Raw genomic sequence first — 23,868 nt, 5'->3', positions numbered from 1 at the left:
TACTCCACCTCTTTCTTTTGTATATTAATTATTCTAATAATCCAATTCTATTTAAAGGATATATCCTAACTTGTGCTTTTCCTTTAATATCACTACCATCAATGTACGGATTTTTCCAAAAACGTGCATCATTAGAATTTGCTCTATTGTCCCCTAAGAAGAAATATTTCCCTTCTGGAACTTTAAATTCACCATAAGTATCCATAGGATATTTAACATATGGTTCATCTAATTTCTTACCATTTACAAATACTATTCCACCATCAATTTTTATTGTGTCTCCTGGAAGTCCTATTAATCTCTTTATAACCGTCTCATTTAATTCCTTAGATTCAAATACAACTATATCTCCTCTATGCAATTTTTCTGGGTCATATACTCTAGTTACAAAAAGATTATCTCCAACATTTAATGTTGGTTCCATAGAAGAACTTGGAATGTATACTTTAAATATTAAGAACTTATTTATAAGTACAGCAAGTACTACTGCTATAATTACTGGTACTATCCAATCAAAAAAGAAATTATTTTTCCCATTTGAAATTTTTCTTTTGCCTCTATCTGCTCTTGTCTCTGTATAATCAGTAAGCTTTATTCCATTCTTTTCTTCGCTCATTATTCCTCCCACATACCTTTCATTAGCTCCTCTATCTCATCCATACGCTTTTTAGTTTCTTCTTCACTAAAAGAATAAGTACTTCCTATTTTGTATAATACATCGCCTTCTTTAAGTGACTTTGAAAATTTGTCTTTAGGGATATTTATCATTTCCCCATTAGGTGTTTCAAGGATATAATATTCACTTTCTATTCTATCAACTATATATTTTTCTTTCATAAATATATTATCGACCATTTTAACCTTTCTAAACTTGCATATTCTTTATTAATTATAACATACTTTTTTGTCAATTTTCTTTCAGTAATATTTAAATTATTAATGTTTTACTAAGTTTAATTTACATTTTATTAATAAAAAAAGCTATTCTTACAAATAACATTCATATTTATTAAGTGAATGAAATTTATAAGAATAGCTTTTGCTCTTTTTTCACATTTAATTTATACTTCCAAAGCTCCCAATTGGACTTATTCTTATTTGAGCTTTTCCTTCAATATCACTTTGATCTATATATGGATTAGCCCAATATCTTGCATCTGAAGAATTCGCCCTATTATCTCCTAAGAAAAAATATTTTTCTTCTGGGACAGAATAACTCTGGATTGTTTCTTGAGGATGTTTAACATATTCCTCCTCAATTTTTTCTCCATTTACAAATAAATCTTTTCCTTTAATTTCAATCTTGTCTCCTGGAAGTCCTATTAATCTTTTTATCATTGTTTTCTCACATTCTTCATTATAAAAGACTAATATATCTCCTCTTTCAAGATTATCAAAATTATAAATTTTTGTTGCTAAAAATTTATCTCCAACTTTTATCGTAGGCTCCATAGACCCTGTTGGAACTTCCACTCTAAATAATAAAAACTTATTTATTAGTACCGCAAGGATTACTGCTCCAAGTACTGGCACTACCCAATTTTTAATAAACCTTCCACCCATAACTTCCCCTTCTTATATCACTTCATTTCTTATCATGTCCTCATAACTTTCTCTTTTGCATATAACTCTACTTACTCCATCTTTAACCATTACAACCGCTGACTTTGGAATCTTATTATAATTATTTGACATTGAATATCCATAAGCTCCCGTTGACATTACAGCAAGTAAATCTCCACTTAAAACTGACGGTATTTTTATTCCATCTAAAAGAATATCTCCAGATTCACAGCATTTTCCTGATATTGTAACCCTCTCTCTTGAATCATATACCATTCTATTTGCAACAATACATTCATACTGTGCATTATATAAAGCAGGTCTTATATTATCAGTCATCCCACCATCTACTGATACATATTTTCTTATTGATGGAATATCTTTAATCGATCCTATAGTATATAATGTTAATCCAGTATTTCCAACTATTGATCTACCTGGCTCAATTATAAGCGTTGGCTTCTTTAAATTTATTTCTAAGCAAATTTTATCAACCTTATTTAAAATAGCTGAGCAATATTCTATTGTTCTTTTAGGCTTGTCATTTTTACTATAATAAATACCAAAGCCGCCACCTAAATCTAGTTCATCAATTAAATATCCTGTCTCATCTTCAATTCTTTTAATCAAATTAAGCATTATTTCTGCAGCATCTTCATAAGGCTCTATCTCAAATATTTGAGAACCTATATGACAATGAAGTCCACATAAATTTACATTTTCTAATTTTATAGCTCTCTTTATTGCATTTATAATGTTATCTCCAACTGGTGCAAAACCAAACTTTGAATCTATTTGACCTGTTTTTATATACTCATGTGTGTGAGCTTCTATTCCAGGTGTTATCCTTAGATATATATTCTGAATTCTATTGTGTTCTTTTGACTTTTGATTTAGTTGTTCTATCTCATATAAGTTATCAACAACAAATGTTCCAATTCCAAGACTTACTCCCATTTCAATCTCTTCTAATGTTTTATTATTGCCGTGAAATAAAACTCTTTCAAGAGGGAATCCTGCTTTATAGGCGGTAAATAATTCTCCTCCAGAAACTACATCTAAATATAGTCCTTCTTCATTTATAATATCGCACATTGCTAAAGTTAAAAAAGCTTTTCCTGCATATGCTACTTTATTACCTTCACTACCACATTTAAAGGAATTATAATATTCCCTGCAGTTATCTCTTAAAAGTTCCTCATCCATAACATATAAAGGTGTTCCAAAATCTTCAACTAATTTTGTTGCCTTTACTCCTCCAATTACTAAAGAATTTTCCTCTGTTTTCATAGTACCAAATAATTTCATAAACGATTCCTCCACTCTATTTTAAGTAAAACAAAACGCCACAGAACTAGCTGTGACGGGTAATAGCGTGTGGGGTCATAAGGTGTCCTTATTACGTATAAAAATATTCAATAATAAAAAAGTCTATAAAAAACCTCTTCAAATAATTAAATACCAAATATGCAACTTAGTCCTTGTAGCGCTCCACGTTACGTGACAGTTATACATATGTTATATGCATACCCAGAAATATATCTTGCGGATATATAACTTCGGCCAATTTCCCTTTCCTTTTCCTTCATAGATTGCATCTCTAGAAAAGTACTGATGATTTTGGCACCTCTACCCTAGGGCTGTTTCTTTTACCATAATATTATATTATACTTTTTAATAATTGTACCATATTTTTCTATTTTTTCAACAGTTTTTCATTTTTTATTTAAAATTATAATATATATTTTTATTTAATATACATTATTTTATGTACTTTGTATATAACTTTTTTTATTTAGATTCCTTTATCTCTATATACATCCATTAAATCTCCCATAATTTCAGCTGATGATGGTGGTGTATAGCTTATTACATTAGCTCCTGCTTCTATCGTCTCATTAATGCATTCTTCTGTTGGTCCACCTGTAGCTATTATAGGTATTAGTGGATACTTTTCTCTAATTGCTCTAACTATTTTAGGTGTATCCTTTCCACCTGAAACATTTAATATAGTAGCTCCTGAATTTAATCTATCTTCAATATCTGTATCTTCTGAAACAATTGTCACTACAACAGGTATGTCCACGGTCTTTCTTATTCTTTTTAAAATACTATTTGAAGTTGGTGCATTTACAACAACTCCTATAGCTCCTTTGAACTCTGCATCTAATGCTAAGTTAACAACTCTTCTACCTTGAGTTATTCCCCCACCAACACCACAGAATACTGGAACATCTGCTGCTGTTATTATAGCTTCTGTTATTTTGGGTTGGGGCGTAAAAGGATATACCGCCATAATAGCATCTGCATTTGTATTCTTTATCATTGCAACATCTGTAGAAAACATTATCGATTTTATTCTCTTTCCAAAAATTTTTATTCCACTACATTTTCTAATTACTGATGGTGCTTCTATTATATGATTTCTTAATGTACCTGAAATCTCTGGTACGTATTTTTCATTATCCTTCTTCATTTACTTCTCCCTCCAAAATATCTAATAACTTTCTACTCTATTATAGACCTAACTTTAATATCTGAAAATACGCTTTGTTAAAAAAATTTTCACATTTTGTAGATAACGTATACAATTATATAATATAATGTTTATTATATACATTTTTAATAAATGAGGTGAATAGACTGTGCTTGAAAAGAGGAAGCTTTTCCTACCGTATAAAGTTTTAATCATTATGTATTTATTTTTTATAGTTACAGCCTTTTTTATTAATTCACCCAGTGAAATTTTAAATGGTTTAACAACTATTGTTTTAACACCAGATATTTTAATTACAGACTACGTTTCTATTGGGGGAATTGGTGCAACTCTTGTAAATGCTGCCTTAACTAGCTTAGTCAGTATTTTAATTTTATTTCTTGTTGGTATAAAACCAAATGGTTCAACTATTATGGCTTTATGGCTTATGACTGGATTTTCTTTCTTTGGAAAAAACATTCTTAATATATGGCCTGTTATGTTTGGTGTTTATTTATTTTCTAAATACCAAAAGCAACCCCTTCTAAATTATGCTTTAGTAATGCTCCTATCAACAACATTAGCTCCAACAGTTAGTCAAGTTAGTTTCACTGCAGACAATGCATTAATTGGTGTAATACTAGGTGGATTAATAGGAATTTTCACAGGATTTATATTAACACCAATTGCTACACACTGCATTTCTGCTCATGGTGGATATAACCTTTATAATATAGGTTTTGCAAGTGGACTTCTGGCTACTTTATTAATGTCCATTTTTAGATCTTTTGGAATTGATTTTAAAACACAACTTGTGTGGAGCACAGGAAATAACAAATTCTTTTTAATGTTCATTATAATTATATGCCTTTATCTAATTGGTATAGGTCTATATTTTGGGCGAAACATTAAAAGCAATTTACGCCGTATTAACAAGCAGTCTGGTAAATTAATCTCCGACTTCTATCTATTGTTTGGAGATAGTACTTATATTAACATGGGGGTTATAGGCCTATTTTCAGTATTTTACTTACTTCTAATAGGTGGAGAAATAAATGGACCAACTATTGGAGGCTTATTTACCATTATAGGATTTGGATGCTTTGGTAAACATATTTTAAACATTATCCCTGTAATGGTTGGTGCAACAATTGGCGGTGCACTTAGTATTTACAGTATAGCTGATGAAGGAATTCTTCTTGCAATATTATTCAGTACTTGTCTTGCTCCTATAGCTGGAAAGTTTGGATGGAAGATTGGAATAATTACTGGTATGCTTCACGTTGCATTAGTTACTAACGTTGGTTACCTTCACGGTGGATTAAACCTTTATAACAATGGTCTTGCAGGGGGGCTTGTTGCAATGATAATATTACCAATAATAACTACTTTTAAGAAAGAGGTTCGAACAGATGAAATTTAAAATCGAAAAAAATATTAAGATAATTAATGAGTTAATATCTTTTTGCTATCACTTTTCAGCTAAGGATGTTACTGTAAACATTAAAAATAGCGAAGAGATATCTACAATAACAGTAGATGCAATAATAAATAAATTTCCTGAAGAAGATTATGCTAACTTAGTCCACTCATTAAACATCCCACGTCAACATGAAATTGAGCAGTATTATTGGCAACTAGGTGGAGATAACGCTTTTGACTGTGAACTATCTTTAGTAGGTATGATGACTGATGAAGCTAAAGTTTCATACGAAAATTCAATTCTTCATATAGAACTTAATAGAAGTGAAGAGGGTATATAAAAATATTTCACTAACTAAAAAAAATAAGATTTAGAATTTCTAAATCTTATTTTTTCATATTATGCGTTTCTTAGTTGTATAATTTTACTAACTATTTTTTTCCCTATTAAATCTTCTTCCATCTGAGATAGAGCATCTTTTAACTCAACCCATCCAATGCCTTCGACTTCATCAGATTTAATAATTTCTCCGCTTTCATACTTTGCCATAAATGTTATCATAAATAGATCCTTATCTCTAACAAAATCTGATCCTAAATAAGTTACATCTTTCACAGTTATTCCTGTTTCTTCAAAGACTTCTCTACAAACAGTATCTTCTGCACGTTCATTTTGATCTATATATCCTGAAACTAAAACTTTAGAGTTTTTATATATGTAACTCTGCTTTAATAAAAGTATTTTATCATCTTTAATTACACCTACAACTATACAAGGTTTTGGAGTATCAAAGTATAAAGTATCATCAACTTTACAGTATGGTACATATCCTTCATCCCAGCAATTAAATAATTCTAATTTTCTTCCACACTTTGGACAATATTCAAACTTCATATCATTCTCCCTCAAATTCGATAAGTTATCTATATTATAAGATATACTTAAATTTATTAGAAGTTAATTTTCTAAAAATTAGCTTTTACTTCTTTTGTTAAAGTTATTCCATTTCGTTCTACATCACATTCATATATAAATATATCAACGCCTGCATCTCTTGCTTCTCTTAATGCAACTCCAAATTTTTCATCCCTTTCATCATTTGGACAGAAACTCTTCATACCATCCATTTGAAGTAAAAATAATACTCCAGCTCCCCGTCCACTATTTTTCACATCTATTAATTCTAAAAGATGCTTTCTTCCTCTTTCTGTTGGTGCATCTGGAAAGGCAGCATGTCCATCTTCTTCTAATGTAACACCTTTAACTTCTAAATAATATTCTTCTCCATTTTCTTTAGCTAACTTAAAATCAAACCTGCTATTTCCAAAAGTTTTTTCCTTTAATATAATTGAATATTCTTTAAGTTTTTCAATTTTTTTATTTTGTAAAGCTTCAAGTACAACTTTATTTGGTATTTGAGAATCTATACTTATAAGTTTATCTCCTTTATAAACAGATATTAAATCATACTTAGTTTTTCTTGTAGGATTATCTTCTTTTCTAAGTAATACCTTCTCCCCCTCTTTCAAAAGCTCTCTGCACCTCCCAGTATTTGGAACGTGAACAGTTATTATTTCTCCATTTAAATTAACAACTGCATTAAATCTATTTGGCCTCTCTATAAATTCACAATCTAATATGTCTTTTTCATAGTTCATTTTACTTTCCCTCCTATGTTATCCACATTATCCACACTTTTTATCCACAGTTTTGTGTATAATGTTAATTACCTTTGTCGATATATATTCTTTTTATGTAACTTATTTTAATCAATAATATTTATTTATACAAATTCCACTATATTGTTACACTTAATAATTTTATGTATATATATTGTGTCTAATTTTATCTTCTTGATATTTTTCTTTAAATAAAGACTTATCCACATTTTATACTAAGTTATCCACATTTTCAACAGCAAATCTTCTTAAACCCTTTAGTTTCAAGGGTTTACTGCCTGTTGATAATTTTGTTAAATTAAGGAATTATATACCCACTTTTCTTATTGTTTTTTATAGGTTGTACACAGTTTTACTGCTTTTTAACATAAAAAAATAGCCCTTAGAAAATGGACTCTAAAGGCATAAATTTATATGAATATGTATTTGTTGGCTGTACTATTTAATTACATACTAAACGTTTTCACGCATTTTGTCAATTATTTTATTATCAAATATTAAGAATTCTTATAATTTTCTTAAAGTATATATTATACATAAAACACTACCTTGCATTGTATAATACCTTATAGTATACTGTAGTTAGTTATTTGGAATAAATTGTTATATAATTTATAATAGAAAGGGTCTGATACCATGAATACTCAATTAAAAAAAGGTGTACTTGAATTATGCGTTCTTTCTGTTCTTTCTAAAAGGGACTGTTATGGCTATGAGCTTATAAATGAAATATCTAAGCATATATCTATTTCAGATGGTACAGTCTACCCCATCCTTAGAAGACTTACTAAAGAAGGTTATTTTACTACCTATCTTCAAGAATCTATGGAAGGTCCACCTAGAAAGTACTATAGACTTACAGCACTTGGGTTCGCTTATAAAGAAGACTTGGAACGTGAATGGTTATCGTTCCAAAATGCAGTAAATAATATTATCATTGGAGGTTATACTTGTGAATAAAAATGAATTTTTATCTATTCTAGCTAGTGGATTAAAAGACTTTCCTGAGAAAGAACTTGCTGATATTCTTTTCGATTATCAAGAGCACTTTACAATAGGAAAATCTAATGGAAAAACTGAAGAAGAAATTATAGAAGAACTTGGTACTCCTTATGAAATAGTTTATCAATATAGAAGTGCTTACTTAGAAAAAGTAGCTTTAAATGATGAACCTGATACTTCAAAATATACAGAGGATGATACGAAATTTTATGGTGATGTAAATTATGAAACTGTATGCGATGATGATTTCACTAAAAAAGATACTTCTCAAAATAAAAGTGAAAACACAGATCAACATACTAAACCTAAAAAAACTGGATTTTTCCAAAATTTTGCCATTAATGAAAAGAGCGTATTAACTATTATTCTTATAATTTTAGGTTGTATATTCTTAAGTCCATTTATTATAGGTGCTGGTGGAATGGCATTTGGACTAATTGTAGGTTTTATAGGGCTTTTAATAGGGCTTGTTGGTTGCGGATTTGCTTTAACAGTATCAGGAATTGCTGTTATTTTATCTAAAGTTGGATTAGTAGTTCTTGGTGCTAGCGAAACTCCTAATTTCATACTTGATTTTCCAAACTCAGTTATTATTTTATTTATTATAGGATCACTTGCATTAACAATACTTGTTGCAATGCTTGTATATTACTTTATAAAATGGTTATTTATAACTATAATAAATTTATTTAAGAAAAATACTAAAGGAGGTAACTAAAATGAAAAAGCCAATTATAAAAAAGAAATTTAAAATAACATTATTAGTTCTCCTTATAGTTTCCATTGTTTCATATGTATCTTCTTTTGTAGTTCTTTATAATGGAAATTATAGATTATCTAATTATAAAGAAGAGTTTAAAGATGCTTTTGGAAGTTATCCAACTGTTGATTTTTTTAATTTTTCAACTTGGGGAAACACTCATTATTTCTCAATAACAACAGGGCATGAAAATAATGATAATATAAAAACACTTAATATTAATACTGTTTCATCAAATATAAAAATAACAACAGATAGTAGTAATATGTTTAATGCAACTTATTCAGGTAACTCATCTATTAATCACGAATCTGTCTCTGATGGCTTTGTTTTTAACGATAAGGAGAAATCTTTAAATATTTCAATGAAAGATAGTGAGAGTAAAATTATTAACGGTGATATTGAATTATCAATTCCAAATAATTTTAATGGCAATATAGTAATTAATACAGTAAGTGGTTCAGTTAAATTAGATGATACACATTGTAACAATTTAACTATTAAATCAGTTTCTTCTGATATAAATTTACAAAATAAAACTACAATATCTAATGAATTAAATATTACTTCTACTAGTGGAAGTATAAATTTATACTCTCCTTTAGAGTATAAATCTGCTAAACTTAAAACTGTTTCAGGAGATATTGATACAACACTTTCTGATAAAGTTAATTCATTAGAAATATCTTCTACATCAGGTGATGTAACATTAGATAATAGTAACTCTATAGCTAATTCCTCCTTCGACTTAAATAGTAAATCAGGAATTATCCATTCTAATAATACTAATGGTAATAAAGGGAATGGAAATAATAAAATTAAAGTATCAACAATAAGTGGAGATATAACTCTTAACTAGATTGCAAATGCATAGCTATATATAATAAAACCCCTTTATAGTAAAATATATTTATATTAATACTATAAAGGGGTTTTTGTTATGAAAAAGAAATTTATTATATTATCTTTTGATGCTGTATCAAATATAGATTTTAATTATATAAAAAATTTACGTAATTTTAAGGAGCTTATTAAAAATGGCTCTTACTGCTCAAATGTTGAGTCTGTTTATCCATCTTTAACTTATCCAGCTCATACTTCCATCTCAACTGGGATGCTCCCTATTAATCATGGAATAACTAATAACATAAAAGTTGATCCATATAGAGAAAAGGCTGACTGGTTTTGGAGCCAAAATTATATAAAAAGCAAAACAATTTATGATGTAGCAAAAGAAAAAGGATTTAAAACCTGTTCCCTATTTTGGCCTGTTACTGCTAAATCAAAAACAATAGATCTTAATCTTCCAGAAGTTCTTCCTAATAGATTTTGGCAAAATCAAATATTAGTTTCGGCTTTAAATGGAACTTTATCATTTCAATTAAAAGTTAATAATTTATTTGGCCATTTAAGGGATGGTATAAAACAGCCACAATTAGATAATTTCACTTTTGAAAGTCTTATGTATGTGCTAAAAAATGATTTAGCTGATTTTATTTTAGTTCACTTTACCGATGTAGATACTCAAAAGCATCATTTTGGTACGAAAAATCCTGAGATTAAAGAAGGTTTAAAGAGACATGATGAACGTTTAGGTCATGTACTATCATTTTTAAAAGAGAATAACCTCTATGATGATACTACTTTAATAGCTCTTGGAGATCATAGCTGCAAGGATACTGATTATGTAATTAAACTTAATAGATTATTTTTAGAAAAGGGTTATATAACTGTTAAAAATAATAAAATTAAGAGCTATGATGTTTACTGCAACTACTGTGATGGGTCTGCTTATATATATTTAAACAAAGATAGTTCAAATTTTAAAAGAGAGATATATTCCATTTTAAAAGACTTCTCTACTACTAATAACAACTGTATAAAAAACATTTTTTCGCAATCTGAAGCTATCTCACTTGGTGCCGATCCAAATTGTGATTTTATGCTTGAAGCAAAGGATGGATATTATTTTATAAATGATTTTACCAATAATATTATAGAAAAAACTAAAGGCAAATATGATATGGGTACTCATGGATACTTACCTAATGATAATAATTATAAGACATTTTTCATTGTTAAAGATGCTAGAGTTAAGAAAAATTACGAAATTCCAAGTATGACTCTTATGGATGAAGGGGCTACTATATTCCAGTTGCTTAATGAAAATACTACTTCCTTAGATGGTAAAATAATTACAGATATTTTTATATAAACTAATAATTAAGATAAGCAAATATTGCTTATCTTAATTATTAACATAGTTATTCTTTTTGAATCTAATGCGCCATTCATCCTCTTCTTCTTTAGTTAAATCCAAATATTTTTTTGCCCACAAATCTTCTTTAATCTTTTTAAACTCCATATGAGATAGCTGTCCATCTTTCTTTAAAACCGGATGACAATGCCAGTACTCTAGTGAGAAATTGCACCAAAACTTTAATATTAATATTTCATCATCTTGAATTAACATATTAGCTTTAAAGCATTTTCTCCTTTTTAAATAACTGTAAAACTCTAATATATTATTTCCTATTACTTTTTCAAAATAAAACTCATCAATAAATACTGCATTTGAACAATTAGAAAACTCTTTTATCTTAAGTAAATCAACATTTTTACTAAATAAAAATTCTTTAGCATAGTTGTAAACATAAAGAGTGTATAAATCTAATTTCATTAGCTACTCCAAATTATTTATATTTAGTTTATTTATATATATAATATTATTCTTTATGAATATTTTTTGTAAAATTACTAAAACTATTAGTGTATCAAAGAGGAGGTGAACTTTATGAAAGATCAAATGAATGATAATATGATTGGTAACTTACCAAAAAATATTAATAAAGCATCAGCAGCTCCTAAAGAAGATGCAGAAGAAATTACTAAAGTTGTTAAACAAGGCGGTCGCGTCGTAGGATATGAACTTTCAAACGGACATCAAATCGATAAAAATGCCGCAGTTCAAATGGCTAAAGATGGTGAAATCAAAGGTGTTGGAGTAGGCGTTTCCAAGACAGGGGAAGAATACGTAAGAAGCCTACCTGACGATACAGAAGCTAACAACTTAAGCAGTTTACCAGTTATAACAATACACTCATAACTATATATTTTAACTACACCATAATTAAGAGGAGGGAATATTCCCTCCTCTTCCTCATTTTTTAAAACTAATTATTGAAATAAATGTATCTCCATCTATATCAATATCAAATACTCCACCTTGTAATTCCATTAAAGATTTACATATATCTAATCCAAGTCCATGCCCTTCAGTACTTCTTGATGAGTCTCCCCTCCAAAATCTTCGAATTGCATCTTCCTTATTAAAATTTATTTTATACTTTGCTATATTTCTAAATTTAACATTTATATATTCATTATTTTCTTCAAAGGAAATTAATATATCACTATTTTCTTTAGAATACTTCCTTATATTATCTATAATATTTTGTAATACCCTTAAGCTACTCTTCTTGTTTAACTTAACTATTTTATCTATATTATTTTCAAATATAATATTTAAGTTTTTCTCCTCTAATTTTGATTTATACTCCTTTATAAACTCTCCTACTATATAAAATATATCGATTTCTTCTAATGCTATATTATTTTTATCAGTATTTGTTATACCTTTCAACTCTATTAATATATCATTTAATCTTTTACTTTTATCATCTAATATTTCTATATACTTTTCTCTTTCTTCTTTAGTGTATTGTTTATTTTTAAGAATATATGTGTAGTTTATTATTGATGTTAAAGGAGTTTTTAAATCATGAGATACGTTTGTTATAAGCTCATTTTTATCGTTTTCACTTCTACCTTCTTTTAAACCAGCTTCTTGAACTTTAATAACTAACTTTGAAATTGCCCTTATAATCATAGAATAATTTTCTCCATAAAAGGATTCTGATTTTTCAAAATTAATTTCCTTGTCTAATGATTCCTTTATAATTTTCACCTCTCCATTTTTTGCTCTATTCATAAAGTTATTAATTGTAGTATTTACAATACTTAATCTAACCTTATCTTTTATAAAACTAAATAATAAGTAAACTATTATAATACTCTCTATAAAGATAATAAATGTAGAATGCTTTCCAAGTACTATTTCTTCTGCTGAAATTAATTCCCCTCCTATTTCTACTTTATTATGATTCATATATCTAATTCCAAAGTTAGATGTTATTAAACTATAAATAAGGATACTTCCCATCAGTAATAGTATTAATTCAAATATTAATTTTTTACTTCTCTTTTTATATAAATTTTTATATTTATTCTCTTCTTTTTTATATAAGTAATAGTATCTTATACTGTTATAAAGAGTTGATAATAAAATGAAAGCTAATATTAAAGCTATAGACAGAATAATAAGCGAATCTACTGTCATTCCCATTTCTCTAGTTAAAAGAAACATTAAGAAAACTAATAGAAGTGACATATACATGAAGTTTCTTTCAAATATAGTACGTTTATTTACTTCATTTCTTATTTTATTTTCTTCCTCACTATACCATCTTTCTTTCTCTTCTTTCTTATTAAGCATTTCGTATATTAGCATTTATTATCACCTCCATATTCTAATGTTATTACAGCCTTAAAAAGATCCCCATCTCTTTCAATAGCAAGGGTTCCTCCTTGAAGATCTACAATTTTTCTAACCACTTTAAGTTCTATTCCCTCATTGAAATCTTTAATAAAATCTTTCGATGTATTCTTAATTTCAATTTTAACCTTTGAGCAATAGCTATACTTATCATTTTCTATGGGAATTACGTTAATAAAAATTCTACTATCTTCCTTTGAATGCTTTATAGCATTTTTTATTAAATATCTTATTGAAGTCCATAATTTTTCACCATCTCCATATACATTAATACTTTTAATGTCAAATTCGTATATAACTTCTCTACTTAATAAATCTTCTTCAAATTCTTCAAATGTATTTTTAATTATTGAAACTATATCCAACGGCATTCTATTAACTTCTATATCTCTTGATAGTATTTTAGAGCATTCAAATAATCTTTCTATATCTTCTTTAAGTATCTTCTCTTCTTTATATAAATCGTTCAAAACATCCACATTGCTTTCATTATCAGTTCGTAACAATTCAATATTTTTAATTATATTATTTGATGGCACTTCTAAAGATAGTATTAGTTTGTTTATCAGATTTTCTTCTTCCCTATTTTCACTTGCCTTTTTACCACTTTCTGTAGATAAATCAAGTAATTTATTTATAGAAATATATAATTTTGAAACATTCTTTCCTAATAAATTTAATGTTGAAGAATCATTAATCATAATGCTAACCATAGAATAATTTATACTCATATCATCTTCGAGCCTTCTTAAGCTTTCGCTTAAGCTAAAAAATATCATTGCTACTCTGAATTTGTTTATACCATTAAATATTAAAAGTATTACTATTGTTGCAAATAAAATTATAACTACTCTACTGTTTAAGTAACCGCTTAGAAATATATAATTAAATAATATTGATAGCCCAATAATAATTGAAATAATTAATATCTTAAATATAGCCCCTTTATTTATATTAGATTTTTTCGAATTTATATCCAATACCCCACACCACCTTTAAGTATTCTGGTTTCTTAGGATTAATTTCAATCTTTTCTCTAATCCTTCTTATATGAACCATTATTGTATCCGTATTTATTGCCTCTTCACCCCATACATTTTCATATATTTGTTCTGAAGAAAATACCCTACCTGCATTACTCATTAATAAATCAAGTATTTTATATTCAATAAGTGTTAGTTTCACATTATTAATACAATCTAAAATTAAGCTTTTGCTATCTTTATTTAAAGTTACCCTGCCTATTTCAACCTTATTTTCTATTACTTCGTTGTTATTAACATAACTTCCAAGAGTTTTATATCTTCTAAGTTGTGACTTTACTCTTGCTATTAATTCAAGTGGATCAAATGGCTTCCCAATATAGTCATCTGCTCCTACTGTTAATCCAAGAACTTTATCTCCACCTTGTGACTTTGCTGATAATATTATTATTGGTATATTATTATTTTCTCTTATTTTCATTGTTGCCTTTAATCCATCTAACTTTGGCATCATAACATCCATAATTATTAAATGTACTTCATTTTCCTTTAGCTTTTTTAACGCATCTTCTCCATCGTAAGCTTTAATAATATTTGTATCTTCACCTTTTAAATATATTTCTATTGCATCTACAATTTCAACTTCATCATCAACTACTAAAATATTATTTTTTACCACAATATCCCCTCCATTTCATAAGAAAATTATATCATCAAAGTAGTTTATATTTGTAATAATAACCATAAAAACTAACATTTAGCTTTTATAATTCTTACAACTTTCTAAAATTTTATGAAATCATATTCATTTTGTATTTCAATAAAATATAGTTGTAGCCTTTAGAAATGTTAACTTTTAGTCCATGGTATATTTAAAATTTTATGCTATTCTTGTAATGAAATTATTTATATTATGAAAGAAGGTATTTTTATGGAAGCACAAGAATTTGATCAAGAATTTAATAAGATAATTGAAGAAGATAAGGATTTCGTTAACTTTGTTGGAGATTCAAACGCAGAATACTATTTCAATAAAAAGAAAAAACAAACTGGAGATTCATTATTCCCATCATGGAATTTTGCTTCATTCTTTGCACCAGCATACTGGTTACTATATAGAAAGTTATACAAATGGTTCATCGGATTCACAGCCGTTAATTTAGTATTATCTTTACTACTTGAATTAATAGGACCTACAACTGCAATTATTGGTAACATAGTACTTGCAGTACTTATGGGTATATTCGGAAATGCAATTTATATTACTCATGCTAAAAAGAAAGTTACATCATTAAAAGCTTTTTATAGCCAATTCGGAAATGAGGACGAACATATTAAGGCAAATGGTGGAACTAACATAGTTGCTCCTTTAGTATTACTTGCTATATCACTATTTATGGCATTATCATTCTTAATTATATTTGCTTCATTTGCTTCAAGTTTTGCAAACTTTATGTTTTAATTTTAAAACATAAAAGAAGCCTAAAAATATCATTATATTTTTAGGCTTTTTTTAATTTAATTTATATTTTTTCTACTTCAACTACACCATATATTATCTATAATTCACAACTGCCAATCTAGGAGTATGAGCAAGTTCTTCAAGCTTCTTTCCATTATACATAAATTCTACCCCACTAATCCAATTCCCCTTGTATCCTCTTTGGAGTAAGCTATCAATTAATGTTATTTCGGTTACGTAGCCTCCAAGTGATCCTTGGAATCTTTGATACCATTCATCACTACCGCCATCATCTAAGTTTATTGTAGCTATTAGTTTTCCCTTAACATCTTTTACACTTTTAACTTCTATTTTAAGAGAATCAAAACTCTTCTTCGAAATATTGTTAGCTATAAGATTAAGATTTTCTTTAATTGAGTCAGATTTACTCTTAACTGTACCAGTAACAATAGTTTTTTCATTCATAGGATCTACTGAATATAATGTAAATGTCTTTTCTGTCTGCTTGTTTTTATCTACCTCTGCCTTCTTCTTAGCTTCAGCTTCTTTCTTAGCCTTTTCCTCAGCTAATCTCTTCTTTTCCTCTTCCTTTTTCTTTTCTTCTTCCATCTTTAACTTTTCTGCATTTTCATCTGAATCCTTATTAGCTTCATTTCCTTTATCCTCATTCTTATTGTCATCTACTTGCTCATAACCACTTTCTTTACCATCGTTATTTTCTGTCTTTTTATTACTTGTACATCCAGCTAAATTAATAGCTAAAATCCCCATTAAAAATATAATCAGTCCCTTCTTCAAACCATATCCCCCTCTATTAATTTACTCCACAATAATTAATTGCCTTCTAATTTATTTATATATTTATTCATCTGGTTAAATCATTTTTATTCTTTTTTATCTCTTTGATTATAAATAATATAAATACTACTGAAACTAGTATAAGCATAATCTCCATTACAACAACATTCAAAGTCCCTCTTTGAACAAGTGCAACCGGAAAATCTATAAATGCATGTATTAAAATAGCTATAAAGTAATAACTCTTCTTTCCATATTTAACTGCATTAAATACAATAATTGATAATCCTATTTGAATTATAATCGCACATACTCTCTCTATTCCTGCTAATCCAAAATTATATGATGGAATTATTGATAACTGGTTATATGCACCTTGCATAGCTCCCTCAACTGGTACTCCTGCATTTATCATTAATGATACTGCTATATTTATTACGTATGTTACTCCTACAAATAATATAGCTTCAATTCCACCATGTCCTATACCATAGCTTATTCCATCTTGTATTCTTCTCTCATCTTTAAGTATAAATCTAAAGCAAATATATCTTGCTGTTTCTTCAAATATACCAGCCATAAGACCACCATATAACATGTAAATAATAGTATTACCCATAATTAAACTAGATGTATTACTGTTTCCAACTAATAAATAATAATTAATTGGTCCCTCTATACACTGTACTGCTACAAAAAATGCTGCAGATCCAATGAAGAAACTCTTTAATGATGCTTTATATTTTACTCTCATGATAACTATTAAAACTATAGGTAATGCTATACTTATTATTGCAGTAAAAGCCATCATAAATATTGAAGTATTACTTATCATTCCCCCCTACCCCCTTTTTAATTAACTATTAAAGTATTGTTCCAAATTTTTTATAATATAAAACTATAGAGTAACCTATTGATACTATGCCCCATCCTAAAACACCTATTATGACCGCTACTTTCATACCAAATAATATATATAATAAAGGTATGCTTATTCCAAATGGTAGTGATAAGTATCCTGATAATTTATGTGTCTTATCCCATATTTCATTGTCTGCTCTAGTCCATGGAACTCTAATTCCTATATTTCTATTATTGCTTATTTTAGTAAAACTATTGCCTACAACAATTATTAATATTGATGAAAATAATATTTCAAAAGTATCTTCACTCATTGCCATTTCATTTATAGCACTAAGGCTTTTATAAAGTACAAGTACAGAAATTAGTGCTGTAGAAAATGTTAACTGCCTTCTTATTGTTTTTGTTCTTGGATCATCCCATGCTTTTTTTGATATGTGATGCGCAAATTGTGCATATATTGTAATAACAATCATAATACCTATTGATACTACAAATAATCCAACTTTAGTACTTTCACTATCAATGTTTTCTGGTAATTTGTTATAAATAACAGCTGTAAAAATAATTGTAAATAAAGTAATTCCAATTGTTCCAAAATCAAATTTTATTTTCATATTTATTCCCCTTTCAACTAATTAATAATTAACTTTTAAATATATCCAAAAATCCTGTTAATGCGCGTTGAAGAACAGATGTATTAATTGAATATATTATAAATTGTCCCTGTCTATCTTTAACTACAAGTTCCGCCTCTCTTAATATGTCTAAATGTTTTGATATTGATGGCTTAGACATATTAAAGTTTTCTGCTATCTCTCCAGCTGACATAGGTTTACTTGAAAGAAGCTTTAGAATTTCTCTTCTTGTATCATCTGATAGTGCTTTAAACACCTTATTCATAACTTACCTTCCTTATTCAGTTAATTAGATATTTAACCAATTGGTTAAATATCTAATTACATTATATTCCATTGGAATATTTTTGTAAATATATTTTTATTTTTTTATATTTTTTTAAAAAAAGACTGCTTCAAAAGATATAATATCTTTTGAAGCAGTCTTTAATTTAAATAACCTACTTTAAATAAATAAGTTAGATGTTGACTCCTCAGCTTCACCTAAGTAGTAACCAACTCCACCAAATTTAACTCCATTAATAAGTTCTTCTTCTTTAATTCCCATAACGTCCATTGACATTGTACAAGCTACAATCTCTACTCCATTATCAATTGCAGCTTTAATAAGTTCTTCTAATGATTGAACGTTTTTCTTCTTCATAATTCCTCTAATCATCTTAGAACCCATTCCGCCCATGTTCATTTTAGATAAACCTAATTTCTTACTTCCTCTTGGCATCATCTTACCAAAAGCTTTTTCTATAACATTTTTAGAAACACTAACTTTTTCATGCTTTCTTAAAACATTTAATCCCCAGAAAGTAAAGAACATAGTAACGTTTTTACCCATAGCTGCAGCTCCATTTGCAATAATGAATGCAGCTATTGCTTTATCTAAATCTCCACTAAACACAACCATCGTTTGACCATTCTTTTCATATGCCACTTGTCTATCTGATGTTGTATCTACTGCTACTTCATCACCTTCAAGTCCTTTTATAAGTTCAGCTTTAATTAAGCCTTTATCTTTATTAACAGTTACTAAAGTATTTTTTGTTCTCTTAGCCCAAGCTTCAACATCTTTAAAGAATCCAGGATCTGATGCTGATACTTTAAGCACATCGCCCTTTTCCATTGATTCCATAGTCATTGCTAATTGCATTAATGGTCCTGGACAACAAAGTCCTTCTGCATTAAGCTCCCTAACTTTTCTTTCTTTATTTTCTTCTACTTTATTGAGCCTGGCACAGCTCCCATTATTATTTTCTTTTATTTCTTTTGCTTTATATCCATATGTTGAATAAGCTTTATATCCACCTGAAAGATTTTTAACCTTATATCCATTAGCTTTTAATATTCTTTCAGCAATCCATCCTCTAACTCCAACAGCACAGTAAACCCATATTTCTTTATTCTTATCTAATTCATTCATTCTATTTCTTATATCATTAACCGGAATATGAACTGCACCTTCTATCATTCCATTTTCAACTTCAATTGATTCTCTTACATCAACTAATATATGCTTATCTTTATTAAATCCGTTTAAATCTTCAACGAACATTAAATCACTTAAACCATTAGCTTCATTTTCCGCAATAAAACCTGCCATGTTAGCTGGTGATTTTGCTGAAAGATATGGTGGTGCATAAGCAAGTTCTAATTCAGTTAAATCTTCCATAGTCCCTTTAAACTTAATTACTGTTGCTATTACATCAATAAATTTATCAACACCTTCATAACCTACAGCTTGTGCTCCAAGTACTTTTCCTTCAACATCATATAAAACTTTAATTGAAAGTTGTTTAGCTCCTGGATAATATCCTGCATGAGTCATTGGATATAAGTATACTTTCTTATACTTTATCCCCATGTTCTTTATTGTTCTTTCGTTATTTCCAGTAGCTCCTGCTGTTAAATCAAATACTTTTATTATCGATGTTCCCATTGTTCCTTTATATTCGAAATCTTTACCTGAAATATTATTTGCTATAATTCTTCCTTGTCTATTAGCAGGTCCTGCTAAAGGAATGAATGCAGTTTTTCCATTAATATAATCTTTAACAGCAACTGCATCTCCAGCTGCATAAACATTATCTTTATTAGTTCTCATGTGAGAGTCGACAATAATATGTCCTCTTTCTCCAAGTTCTAACTCTGTATCTTTTAAGAAAGTTGTATCTGGTGCAACACCAATTGCTGAAACTACTATTTCTCCACATACTTCTTTTCCACTACCAAGCTTAACTTTTATTCCGTTAACTTCCTCTTCAAATTCCATAACTTTATCATTTAATATTATAGAAACTCCGTTATCATTCATCTCCATCTCTAATAGTTCTGAAATTTCTGAATCAAAGGGTGCTAATATGTGAGGCGCTGCTTCTATTAGTGTTACATTTATTCCTCTATGTTTTAAGTTTTCAGCAACTTCTATTCCAATAAATCCGCCACCTATTACTATTGCATTTTTAACATTTCCATTATCAACTTCACTCTTAATTCCATCCATATCATTTATATTTCTTAATGAGTGAACTCTTTTGCTATCAATTCCTTTTATTGATGGTGTAATTGGCTTAGCCCCTGGAGAAATTACTAAATAATCATAATTTTCTTCATATGTTCCATCATTTTTAGAATTTACTTTAACTGTTTTATTATCAAAGTCAACTGATACAACTTCACTATTAACTCTTACATCAAGTTCAAATCTATCTTTCATCTTTTCTGGAGTTTGTAGTATAAGATTTTCTCTATCTTTTATAACTTCTCCAATATGATATGGTAATCCGCAATTAGCAAATGATATGTAATTTCCTTTTTCAAATATTACTATTTCTGCATCTTCATCTAATCTTCTAAGTCTAGCAGCAGTTGATGCACCACCTGCAACTCCACCTATAATTAAAACTTTTTTCCTAGCCATAATACATTCCTCCTTAAATATCTAGTAGTACTTTAATAATTTCTTCTACACGTTTATCTTTAATTTTATAAATAACTTCTAGTCCTTTTCTTTCACCTTCAATAATTCCAACACTTCTTAATTTTTGAAGATGTTGTGATATTGTTGATTGAGGCATATCTAAACAGTCTTGCATAAATCCAACATTACAGCTTTCCTTTTCCATAAGTCCTCTTACTATACAAAGTCTAACTGGATGGGCTAATACTTTTAAAAATTCTGCTTTATCATTTAATTCTTTATAATTATTATCCATAATTTCACCTCTTAAGTTTTATTATTTTCATTAATCACTATATCGTAATATTATGATATAGTGATTAATATGTCAAGAAAAAATATATCATTTTATAGTACAATTTACTAATCAGTTAATTCATCTGGATCTAATCCACCTAAAATAGCAGTGAGTACTTCTTTATCATTTTGTATTTTATAAGTTCCACTATCTTCTTTTATAATTACATTAACTGTTGTTGTCTTTAATGGAATAGTTTGATTTTCTATTGCTGTAATAAAGGCATTATCTAAATCTCCACCTATATTTTCACCATTTAACATATCACCATTTAAAGTCTTTTCATTAAAATTTAATGATTGAACATTGCTCATATAATGATTGTATATATCAATACCATTTAATGCTGTAACTTCTGTTTTAACAACATAATTTCCATTTTCTTTTTTTGTCTCTAATATTTTATAGCTTATCTTTCCGCTCCAATAATCAATAGCACTCTTTCTAACACTATCATAATCTTCAAATTGCTTTATTGACTTTTCTAATAATCCTCCACCTTCAACATAATTATTAGCCTTTTGTAGTTCCATATTTTTGTAATCACTAAAGAAATTATCACAAGCTTCACTTGCTTTTTTACTATCTCCACAGCCAATTAATATAACTGATAGCATAACTGCTATGGCACCTAAAAATATTTTTTTCATTCTTTTGTTCTCCTATCCCCATACCCGCTTCGTTTATTTTGTAATAAATTTATTTGGATCAAGTCCACCATATAATGCTTTAAGTAAATTACCGTCGCCATTAATGTACCAATTGCTATCTATATTTTGTAGCTGTACAGTTACAACTGTTGTTACTATATCATTATTTTTATTTTTAACTTCTTTTAATAATGCTTTATCATATTCTTTATTAAGTTCTGCTTTTTCTTCACTTGTTTTAGCTTCTTTTTTTAATGATGCTATGTCTTTTATATACTGATTATATATTTTGACACCATTTAAAGCCATTACTTTTACTGTTACTTCTGCATTATCTCCTTCATTATTAATCGAAACTATTTCATATCCAATCTTTTCAGTCCAATACTTTATTGCCTCTTTTTCTCCATCAGTAAAATTATTATATATTTCCATATCTGGTGTTACACCATTTAGAAAATAGTTTTCTGCCTTTTTGAAATTGCATTTTTTAAAGTCAGAAAAGAAAGCATTAATAGTATTTTCTGGTGAATTCTTTTCTACATTTGTACTTATTTTTGATTTAGTACATCCAGCTATTCCAAAGAGCATAGTTAAACTTAGTATGGCTATAATGATTTTTTTCATAATAGCACCTCCTATTTATTCTCATCTAATTATAACAACTATATTTAGTATGGTTATTTAATCCATTATTTATTAACATTAATTTTACTTTAGCTAAAATATTCACTACTTTATAAGTATATTTTTCCTTTTAAATAGAAAAAAGAGAGCTTTTTAAGCTCCCTTAATAAAATTCTTATAATCCTGATACTTTTAAGAAACCATTCCCTTGTACTTCTTCTATACTTCCAATTGTAAAGAAGGCTTCTTCATCAGTTTTATCAATAAATTCTTTAACTTTTTCAATTTCTTTTTTATTTAAAACTGAATAAATTATTTCTTTTTCTTTTTCACTATAAGCTCCTGATCCTGAAAGATTAGTACAACCTCTTTTTAGTTCACTCATTATGTAATTTGATATTTCTTTATGCTTATCACTTACTATCGTAATTTGTTTCTTTTGATTTACATAAGATATAAGCTTATCAATAAGTGGTCCATTAACTGAAACACATAAAAGTGCATAAAATCCTCTATCTGCTCCAAAAGTTAATGCTCCCATTAAAGTTACTATAAAGTCTACACATAATAATGATATACCTATGTTAAAACTTGTATACTTATTTAATATTTTTGCAAGTATATCAGTTCCACCAGTTGATGCATTTATATTAAATATCATAGCAAGTCCAACTGCTGTTATTACAGTTCCAAATATACTAGCAAGTAATAAATCTGTTGTTAATGCCTGTGGATTCATGAATTTTTCCATAAACCATAATAATAGTGAAAGACCAAAGCTTGCATATATTGTTTTAAGCCCAAAATCTCCACCAACTAGTATAAATGCTAATATAAATAAAAATATATTTGCAAAAAGTGTTATTCCACCAACAGTTAAAGATGGTATGTAATGTGTCATTACTACAGCAAGTCCACTTACTCCCCCCGCTGCTAAGTCGTTAGGTGCATAGAAGTATTCAATAGCTACTGCAACTAATATTACGCCTAATGTTATGATTAAATATTCTTTTATATTTTCTTTCACCTTAAACATCTCCTAATGTAAATTACAATGTAATCTTTTGTTTTTTCACATTACTT

The 23,868-nt window shown here is 28.1% G+C and carries 28 protein-coding genes and 1 riboswitch; of the genes, 8 read left to right on the top strand and 20 right to left on the bottom strand.

Annotated elements, in window-relative coordinates; genetic code table 11:
• Window positions 1–28: 28 nt before the first annotated feature.
• From lepB (RSF37_RS01775) to RSF37_RS01755, 5 genes are all read right to left on the bottom strand, one after another.
• Window positions 29–616, bottom strand: coding sequence for a signal peptidase I (gene lepB / locus RSF37_RS01775; RefSeq protein ID WP_332562661.1), 588 nt, complete (start codon window positions 614–616; stop codon window positions 29–31).
• Window positions 616–855 (bottom strand): DUF3006 domain-containing protein, encoded by a 240-nt coding sequence (locus RSF37_RS01770; protein ID WP_332562660.1) that lies wholly within the window; start codon window positions 853–855, stop codon window positions 616–618. Before RSF37_RS01770 ends, lepB (RSF37_RS01775) begins: the two co-directional genes overlap by 1 nt.
• A gap of 201 nt (window positions 856–1,056) precedes the next feature.
• Window positions 1,057–1,563, bottom strand: coding sequence for a signal peptidase I (gene lepB / locus RSF37_RS01765; RefSeq protein ID WP_332562659.1), 507 nt, complete (start codon window positions 1,561–1,563; stop codon window positions 1,057–1,059).
• Window positions 1,564–1,575: 12 nt separating this feature from the next.
• The gene (lysA, locus tag RSF37_RS01760) at window positions 1,576–2,871 is read right to left on the bottom strand and encodes a diaminopimelate decarboxylase (RefSeq protein ID WP_332562658.1); all 1,296 of its coding nucleotides are present in this window, start codon (window positions 2,869–2,871) and stop codon (window positions 1,576–1,578) included.
• Window positions 2,872–3,039: 168 nt separating this feature from the next.
• Window positions 3,040–3,203: riboswitch (Lysine riboswitch) on the bottom strand.
• 155 nt (window positions 3,204–3,358) lie between these two features.
• Entirely contained in the window at window positions 3,359–4,039 is a 681-nt protein-coding gene (locus tag RSF37_RS01755; RefSeq protein WP_332562657.1) for a hydrolase, read from the bottom strand.
• 169 nt (window positions 4,040–4,208) lie between these two features.
• On the opposite strand from RSF37_RS01755, the gene RSF37_RS01750 reads away from it, so the two are divergent.
• Together RSF37_RS01750 and RSF37_RS01745 are read left to right on the top strand one after the other, a co-directional pair.
• Window positions 4,209–5,462, top strand: a complete 1,254-nt coding sequence (locus RSF37_RS01750; RefSeq protein ID WP_332562656.1) for a DUF1576 domain-containing protein — start codon at window positions 4,209–4,211, stop codon at window positions 5,460–5,462.
• Window positions 5,452–5,802 (top strand): hypothetical protein, encoded by a 351-nt coding sequence (locus tag RSF37_RS01745; protein ID WP_332562655.1) that lies wholly within the window; start codon window positions 5,452–5,454, stop codon window positions 5,800–5,802. Before RSF37_RS01750 ends, RSF37_RS01745 begins: the two co-directional genes overlap by 11 nt.
• A 59-nt stretch (window positions 5,803–5,861) precedes the next feature.
• Here RSF37_RS01745 and RSF37_RS01740 read toward each other — a convergent pair whose 3' ends face one another.
• Together RSF37_RS01740 and sfsA are read right to left on the bottom strand one after the other, a co-directional pair.
• Window positions 5,862–6,356 carry an NAD(+) diphosphatase gene (locus RSF37_RS01740; protein WP_332562654.1) on the bottom strand — a complete coding sequence of 165 codons (495 nt, stop codon included), beginning with the start codon at window positions 6,354–6,356 and terminating at the stop codon, window positions 5,862–5,864.
• Between the two features lie 71 nt (window positions 6,357–6,427).
• On the bottom strand, window positions 6,428–7,120 hold the full coding sequence (gene sfsA, locus RSF37_RS01735; RefSeq protein ID WP_332562653.1) for a DNA/RNA nuclease SfsA: 693 nt from the start codon (window positions 7,118–7,120) through the stop codon (window positions 6,428–6,430).
• 657 nt (window positions 7,121–7,777) lie between these two features.
• Between sfsA and RSF37_RS01730 the strand changes: the two genes are divergently transcribed.
• The 4 genes from RSF37_RS01730 (at window position 7,778) to RSF37_RS01715 (ending at window position 11,118) form a co-directional block, all read left to right on the top strand.
• Entirely contained in the window at window positions 7,778–8,101 is a 324-nt protein-coding gene (locus tag RSF37_RS01730) for a PadR family transcriptional regulator (RefSeq protein ID WP_332562652.1), read from the top strand.
• The gene (locus RSF37_RS01725) at window positions 8,094–8,861 is read left to right on the top strand and encodes a DUF1700 domain-containing protein (protein ID WP_332562651.1); all 768 of its coding nucleotides are present in this window, start codon (window positions 8,094–8,096) and stop codon (window positions 8,859–8,861) included. Before RSF37_RS01730 ends, RSF37_RS01725 begins: the two co-directional genes overlap by 8 nt.
• A gap of 1 nt (window position 8,862) precedes the next feature.
• Window positions 8,863–9,762: a DUF4097 family beta strand repeat-containing protein gene (locus RSF37_RS01720; protein ID WP_332562650.1), complete on the top strand. Its 900-nt coding sequence runs from the start codon at window positions 8,863–8,865 to the stop codon at window positions 9,760–9,762.
• A gap of 81 nt (window positions 9,763–9,843) precedes the next feature.
• Entirely contained in the window at window positions 9,844–11,118 is a 1,275-nt protein-coding gene (locus RSF37_RS01715; RefSeq protein ID WP_332562649.1) for an alkaline phosphatase family protein, read from the top strand.
• Window positions 11,119–11,151: 33 nt separating this feature from the next.
• On the opposite strand, the gene RSF37_RS01710 is transcribed toward RSF37_RS01715, so the two are convergent.
• Window positions 11,152–11,583 (bottom strand): hypothetical protein, encoded by a 432-nt coding sequence (locus RSF37_RS01710; RefSeq protein WP_332562648.1) that lies wholly within the window; start codon window positions 11,581–11,583, stop codon window positions 11,152–11,154.
• Window positions 11,584–11,697: 114 nt separating this feature from the next.
• On the opposite strand from RSF37_RS01710, the gene RSF37_RS01705 reads away from it, so the two are divergent.
• Window positions 11,698–12,009 carry a DUF3892 domain-containing protein gene (locus tag RSF37_RS01705; RefSeq protein WP_332562647.1) on the top strand — a complete coding sequence of 104 codons (312 nt, stop codon included), beginning with the start codon at window positions 11,698–11,700 and terminating at the stop codon, window positions 12,007–12,009.
• A gap of 54 nt (window positions 12,010–12,063) precedes the next feature.
• Here RSF37_RS01705 and RSF37_RS01700 read toward each other — a convergent pair whose 3' ends face one another.
• The 3 genes from RSF37_RS01700 to RSF37_RS01690 are packed head-to-tail and all read right to left on the bottom strand — an operon-like array spanning window position 12,064 to window position 15,180.
• Window positions 12,064–13,473 (bottom strand): sensor histidine kinase, encoded by a 1,410-nt coding sequence (locus tag RSF37_RS01700; RefSeq protein WP_332562646.1) that lies wholly within the window; start codon window positions 13,471–13,473, stop codon window positions 12,064–12,066.
• Window positions 13,467–14,498: a sensor histidine kinase gene (locus tag RSF37_RS01695; RefSeq protein ID WP_332562645.1), complete on the bottom strand. Its 1,032-nt coding sequence runs from the start codon at window positions 14,496–14,498 to the stop codon at window positions 13,467–13,469. The genes RSF37_RS01700 and RSF37_RS01695 overlap by 7 nt, the downstream gene beginning before the upstream one ends.
• On the bottom strand, window positions 14,473–15,180 hold the full coding sequence (locus RSF37_RS01690) for a response regulator transcription factor (protein ID WP_332562644.1): 708 nt from the start codon (window positions 15,178–15,180) through the stop codon (window positions 14,473–14,475). Before RSF37_RS01690 ends, RSF37_RS01695 begins: the two co-directional genes overlap by 26 nt.
• 252 nt (window positions 15,181–15,432) lie before the next feature.
• On the opposite strand from RSF37_RS01690, the gene RSF37_RS01685 reads away from it, so the two are divergent.
• Window positions 15,433–15,963, top strand: a complete 531-nt coding sequence (locus RSF37_RS01685; RefSeq protein ID WP_332562643.1) for a DUF2628 domain-containing protein — start codon at window positions 15,433–15,435, stop codon at window positions 15,961–15,963.
• Between the two features lie 93 nt (window positions 15,964–16,056).
• On the opposite strand, the gene RSF37_RS01680 is transcribed toward RSF37_RS01685, so the two are convergent.
• The 9 genes from RSF37_RS01680 to RSF37_RS01640 form a co-directional block, all read right to left on the bottom strand.
• Window positions 16,057–16,761, bottom strand: coding sequence for a hypothetical protein (locus RSF37_RS01680; protein ID WP_332562642.1), 705 nt, complete (start codon window positions 16,759–16,761; stop codon window positions 16,057–16,059).
• A 67-nt stretch (window positions 16,762–16,828) separates the two neighbouring features.
• Window positions 16,829–17,596: a YhfC family intramembrane metalloprotease gene (locus RSF37_RS01675; RefSeq protein ID WP_332562641.1), complete on the bottom strand. Its 768-nt coding sequence runs from the start codon at window positions 17,594–17,596 to the stop codon at window positions 16,829–16,831.
• Between the two features lie 28 nt (window positions 17,597–17,624).
• A complete protein-coding gene (locus RSF37_RS01670) occupies window positions 17,625–18,239 on the bottom strand; it encodes an SdpI family protein (protein WP_332562640.1) in 615 nt (204 codons plus the stop codon).
• Between the two features lie 28 nt (window positions 18,240–18,267).
• Window positions 18,268–18,525: an autorepressor SdpR family transcription factor gene (locus RSF37_RS01665; protein WP_332562639.1), complete on the bottom strand. Its 258-nt coding sequence runs from the start codon at window positions 18,523–18,525 to the stop codon at window positions 18,268–18,270.
• A 180-nt stretch (window positions 18,526–18,705) separates the two neighbouring features.
• Entirely contained in the window at window positions 18,706–21,171 is a 2,466-nt protein-coding gene (locus RSF37_RS01660; protein WP_332562638.1) for a DsrE/DsrF/DrsH-like family protein, read from the bottom strand.
• Window positions 21,172–21,184: 13 nt separating this feature from the next.
• Window positions 21,185–21,466 (bottom strand): ArsR/SmtB family transcription factor, encoded by a 282-nt coding sequence (locus RSF37_RS01655; RefSeq protein ID WP_332562637.1) that lies wholly within the window; start codon window positions 21,464–21,466, stop codon window positions 21,185–21,187.
• A 107-nt stretch (window positions 21,467–21,573) separates the two neighbouring features.
• Window positions 21,574–22,158 (bottom strand): hypothetical protein, encoded by a 585-nt coding sequence (locus RSF37_RS01650; RefSeq protein WP_332562636.1) that lies wholly within the window; start codon window positions 22,156–22,158, stop codon window positions 21,574–21,576.
• A 33-nt stretch (window positions 22,159–22,191) separates the two neighbouring features.
• On the bottom strand, window positions 22,192–22,785 hold the full coding sequence (locus tag RSF37_RS01645; protein WP_332562635.1) for a hypothetical protein: 594 nt from the start codon (window positions 22,783–22,785) through the stop codon (window positions 22,192–22,194).
• A gap of 175 nt (window positions 22,786–22,960) precedes the next feature.
• Entirely contained in the window at window positions 22,961–23,812 is an 852-nt protein-coding gene (locus RSF37_RS01640; protein ID WP_332562634.1) for a YitT family protein, read from the bottom strand.
• Window positions 23,813–23,868: the final 56 nt, after the last annotated feature.

This window comes from Clostridium sp. (genome assembly GCF_036643715.1).
Taxonomy (GTDB): Bacteria; Bacillota; Clostridia; order Clostridiales; family Clostridiaceae; genus Clostridium.
This window is presented reverse-complemented; position numbering and strand designations above follow the sequence as displayed.

Coding starts and splice junctions, on each gene's coding strand:
- lepB (WP_332562661.1), bottom strand. CDS start 616: ATGAGCGAAGAAAAGAATGGAATAAAGCTTACTGATTATACAGAGACA.
- RSF37_RS01770 (WP_332562660.1), bottom strand. CDS start 855: ATGGTCGATAATATATTTATGAAAGAAAAATATATAGTTGATAGAATA.
- lepB (WP_332562659.1), bottom strand. CDS start 1,563: ATGGGTGGAAGGTTTATTAAAAATTGGGTAGTGCCAGTACTTGGAGCA.
- lysA (WP_332562658.1), bottom strand. CDS start 2,871: ATGAAATTATTTGGTACTATGAAAACAGAGGAAAATTCTTTAGTAATT.
- RSF37_RS01755 (WP_332562657.1), bottom strand. CDS start 4,039: ATGAAGAAGGATAATGAAAAATACGTACCAGAGATTTCAGGTACATTA.
- RSF37_RS01745 (WP_332562655.1), top strand. CDS start 5,452: ATGAAATTTAAAATCGAAAAAAATATTAAGATAATTAATGAGTTAATA.
- RSF37_RS01740 (WP_332562654.1), bottom strand. CDS start 6,356: ATGAAGTTTGAATATTGTCCAAAGTGTGGAAGAAAATTAGAATTATTT.
- sfsA (WP_332562653.1), bottom strand. CDS start 7,120: ATGAACTATGAAAAAGACATATTAGATTGTGAATTTATAGAGAGGCCA.
- RSF37_RS01730 (WP_332562652.1), top strand. CDS start 7,778: ATGAATACTCAATTAAAAAAAGGTGTACTTGAATTATGCGTTCTTTCT.
- RSF37_RS01720 (WP_332562650.1), top strand. CDS start 8,863: ATGAAAAAGCCAATTATAAAAAAGAAATTTAAAATAACATTATTAGTT.
- RSF37_RS01715 (WP_332562649.1), top strand. CDS start 9,844: ATGAAAAAGAAATTTATTATATTATCTTTTGATGCTGTATCAAATATA.
- RSF37_RS01710 (WP_332562648.1), bottom strand. CDS start 11,583: ATGAAATTAGATTTATACACTCTTTATGTTTACAACTATGCTAAAGAA.
- RSF37_RS01705 (WP_332562647.1), top strand. CDS start 11,698: ATGAAAGATCAAATGAATGATAATATGATTGGTAACTTACCAAAAAAT.
- RSF37_RS01700 (WP_332562646.1), bottom strand. CDS start 13,473: ATGCTAATATACGAAATGCTTAATAAGAAAGAAGAGAAAGAAAGATGG.
- RSF37_RS01685 (WP_332562643.1), top strand. CDS start 15,433: ATGGAAGCACAAGAATTTGATCAAGAATTTAATAAGATAATTGAAGAA.
- RSF37_RS01675 (WP_332562641.1), bottom strand. CDS start 17,596: ATGATAAGTAATACTTCAATATTTATGATGGCTTTTACTGCAATAATA.
- RSF37_RS01670 (WP_332562640.1), bottom strand. CDS start 18,239: ATGAAAATAAAATTTGATTTTGGAACAATTGGAATTACTTTATTTACA.
- RSF37_RS01665 (WP_332562639.1), bottom strand. CDS start 18,525: ATGAATAAGGTGTTTAAAGCACTATCAGATGATACAAGAAGAGAAATT.
- RSF37_RS01660 (WP_332562638.1), bottom strand. CDS start 21,171: ATGGCTAGGAAAAAAGTTTTAATTATAGGTGGAGTTGCAGGTGGTGCA.
- RSF37_RS01655 (WP_332562637.1), bottom strand. CDS start 21,466: ATGGATAATAATTATAAAGAATTAAATGATAAAGCAGAATTTTTAAAA.
- RSF37_RS01650 (WP_332562636.1), bottom strand. CDS start 22,158: ATGAAAAAAATATTTTTAGGTGCCATAGCAGTTATGCTATCAGTTATA.
- RSF37_RS01645 (WP_332562635.1), bottom strand. CDS start 22,785: ATGAAAAAAATCATTATAGCCATACTAAGTTTAACTATGCTCTTTGGA.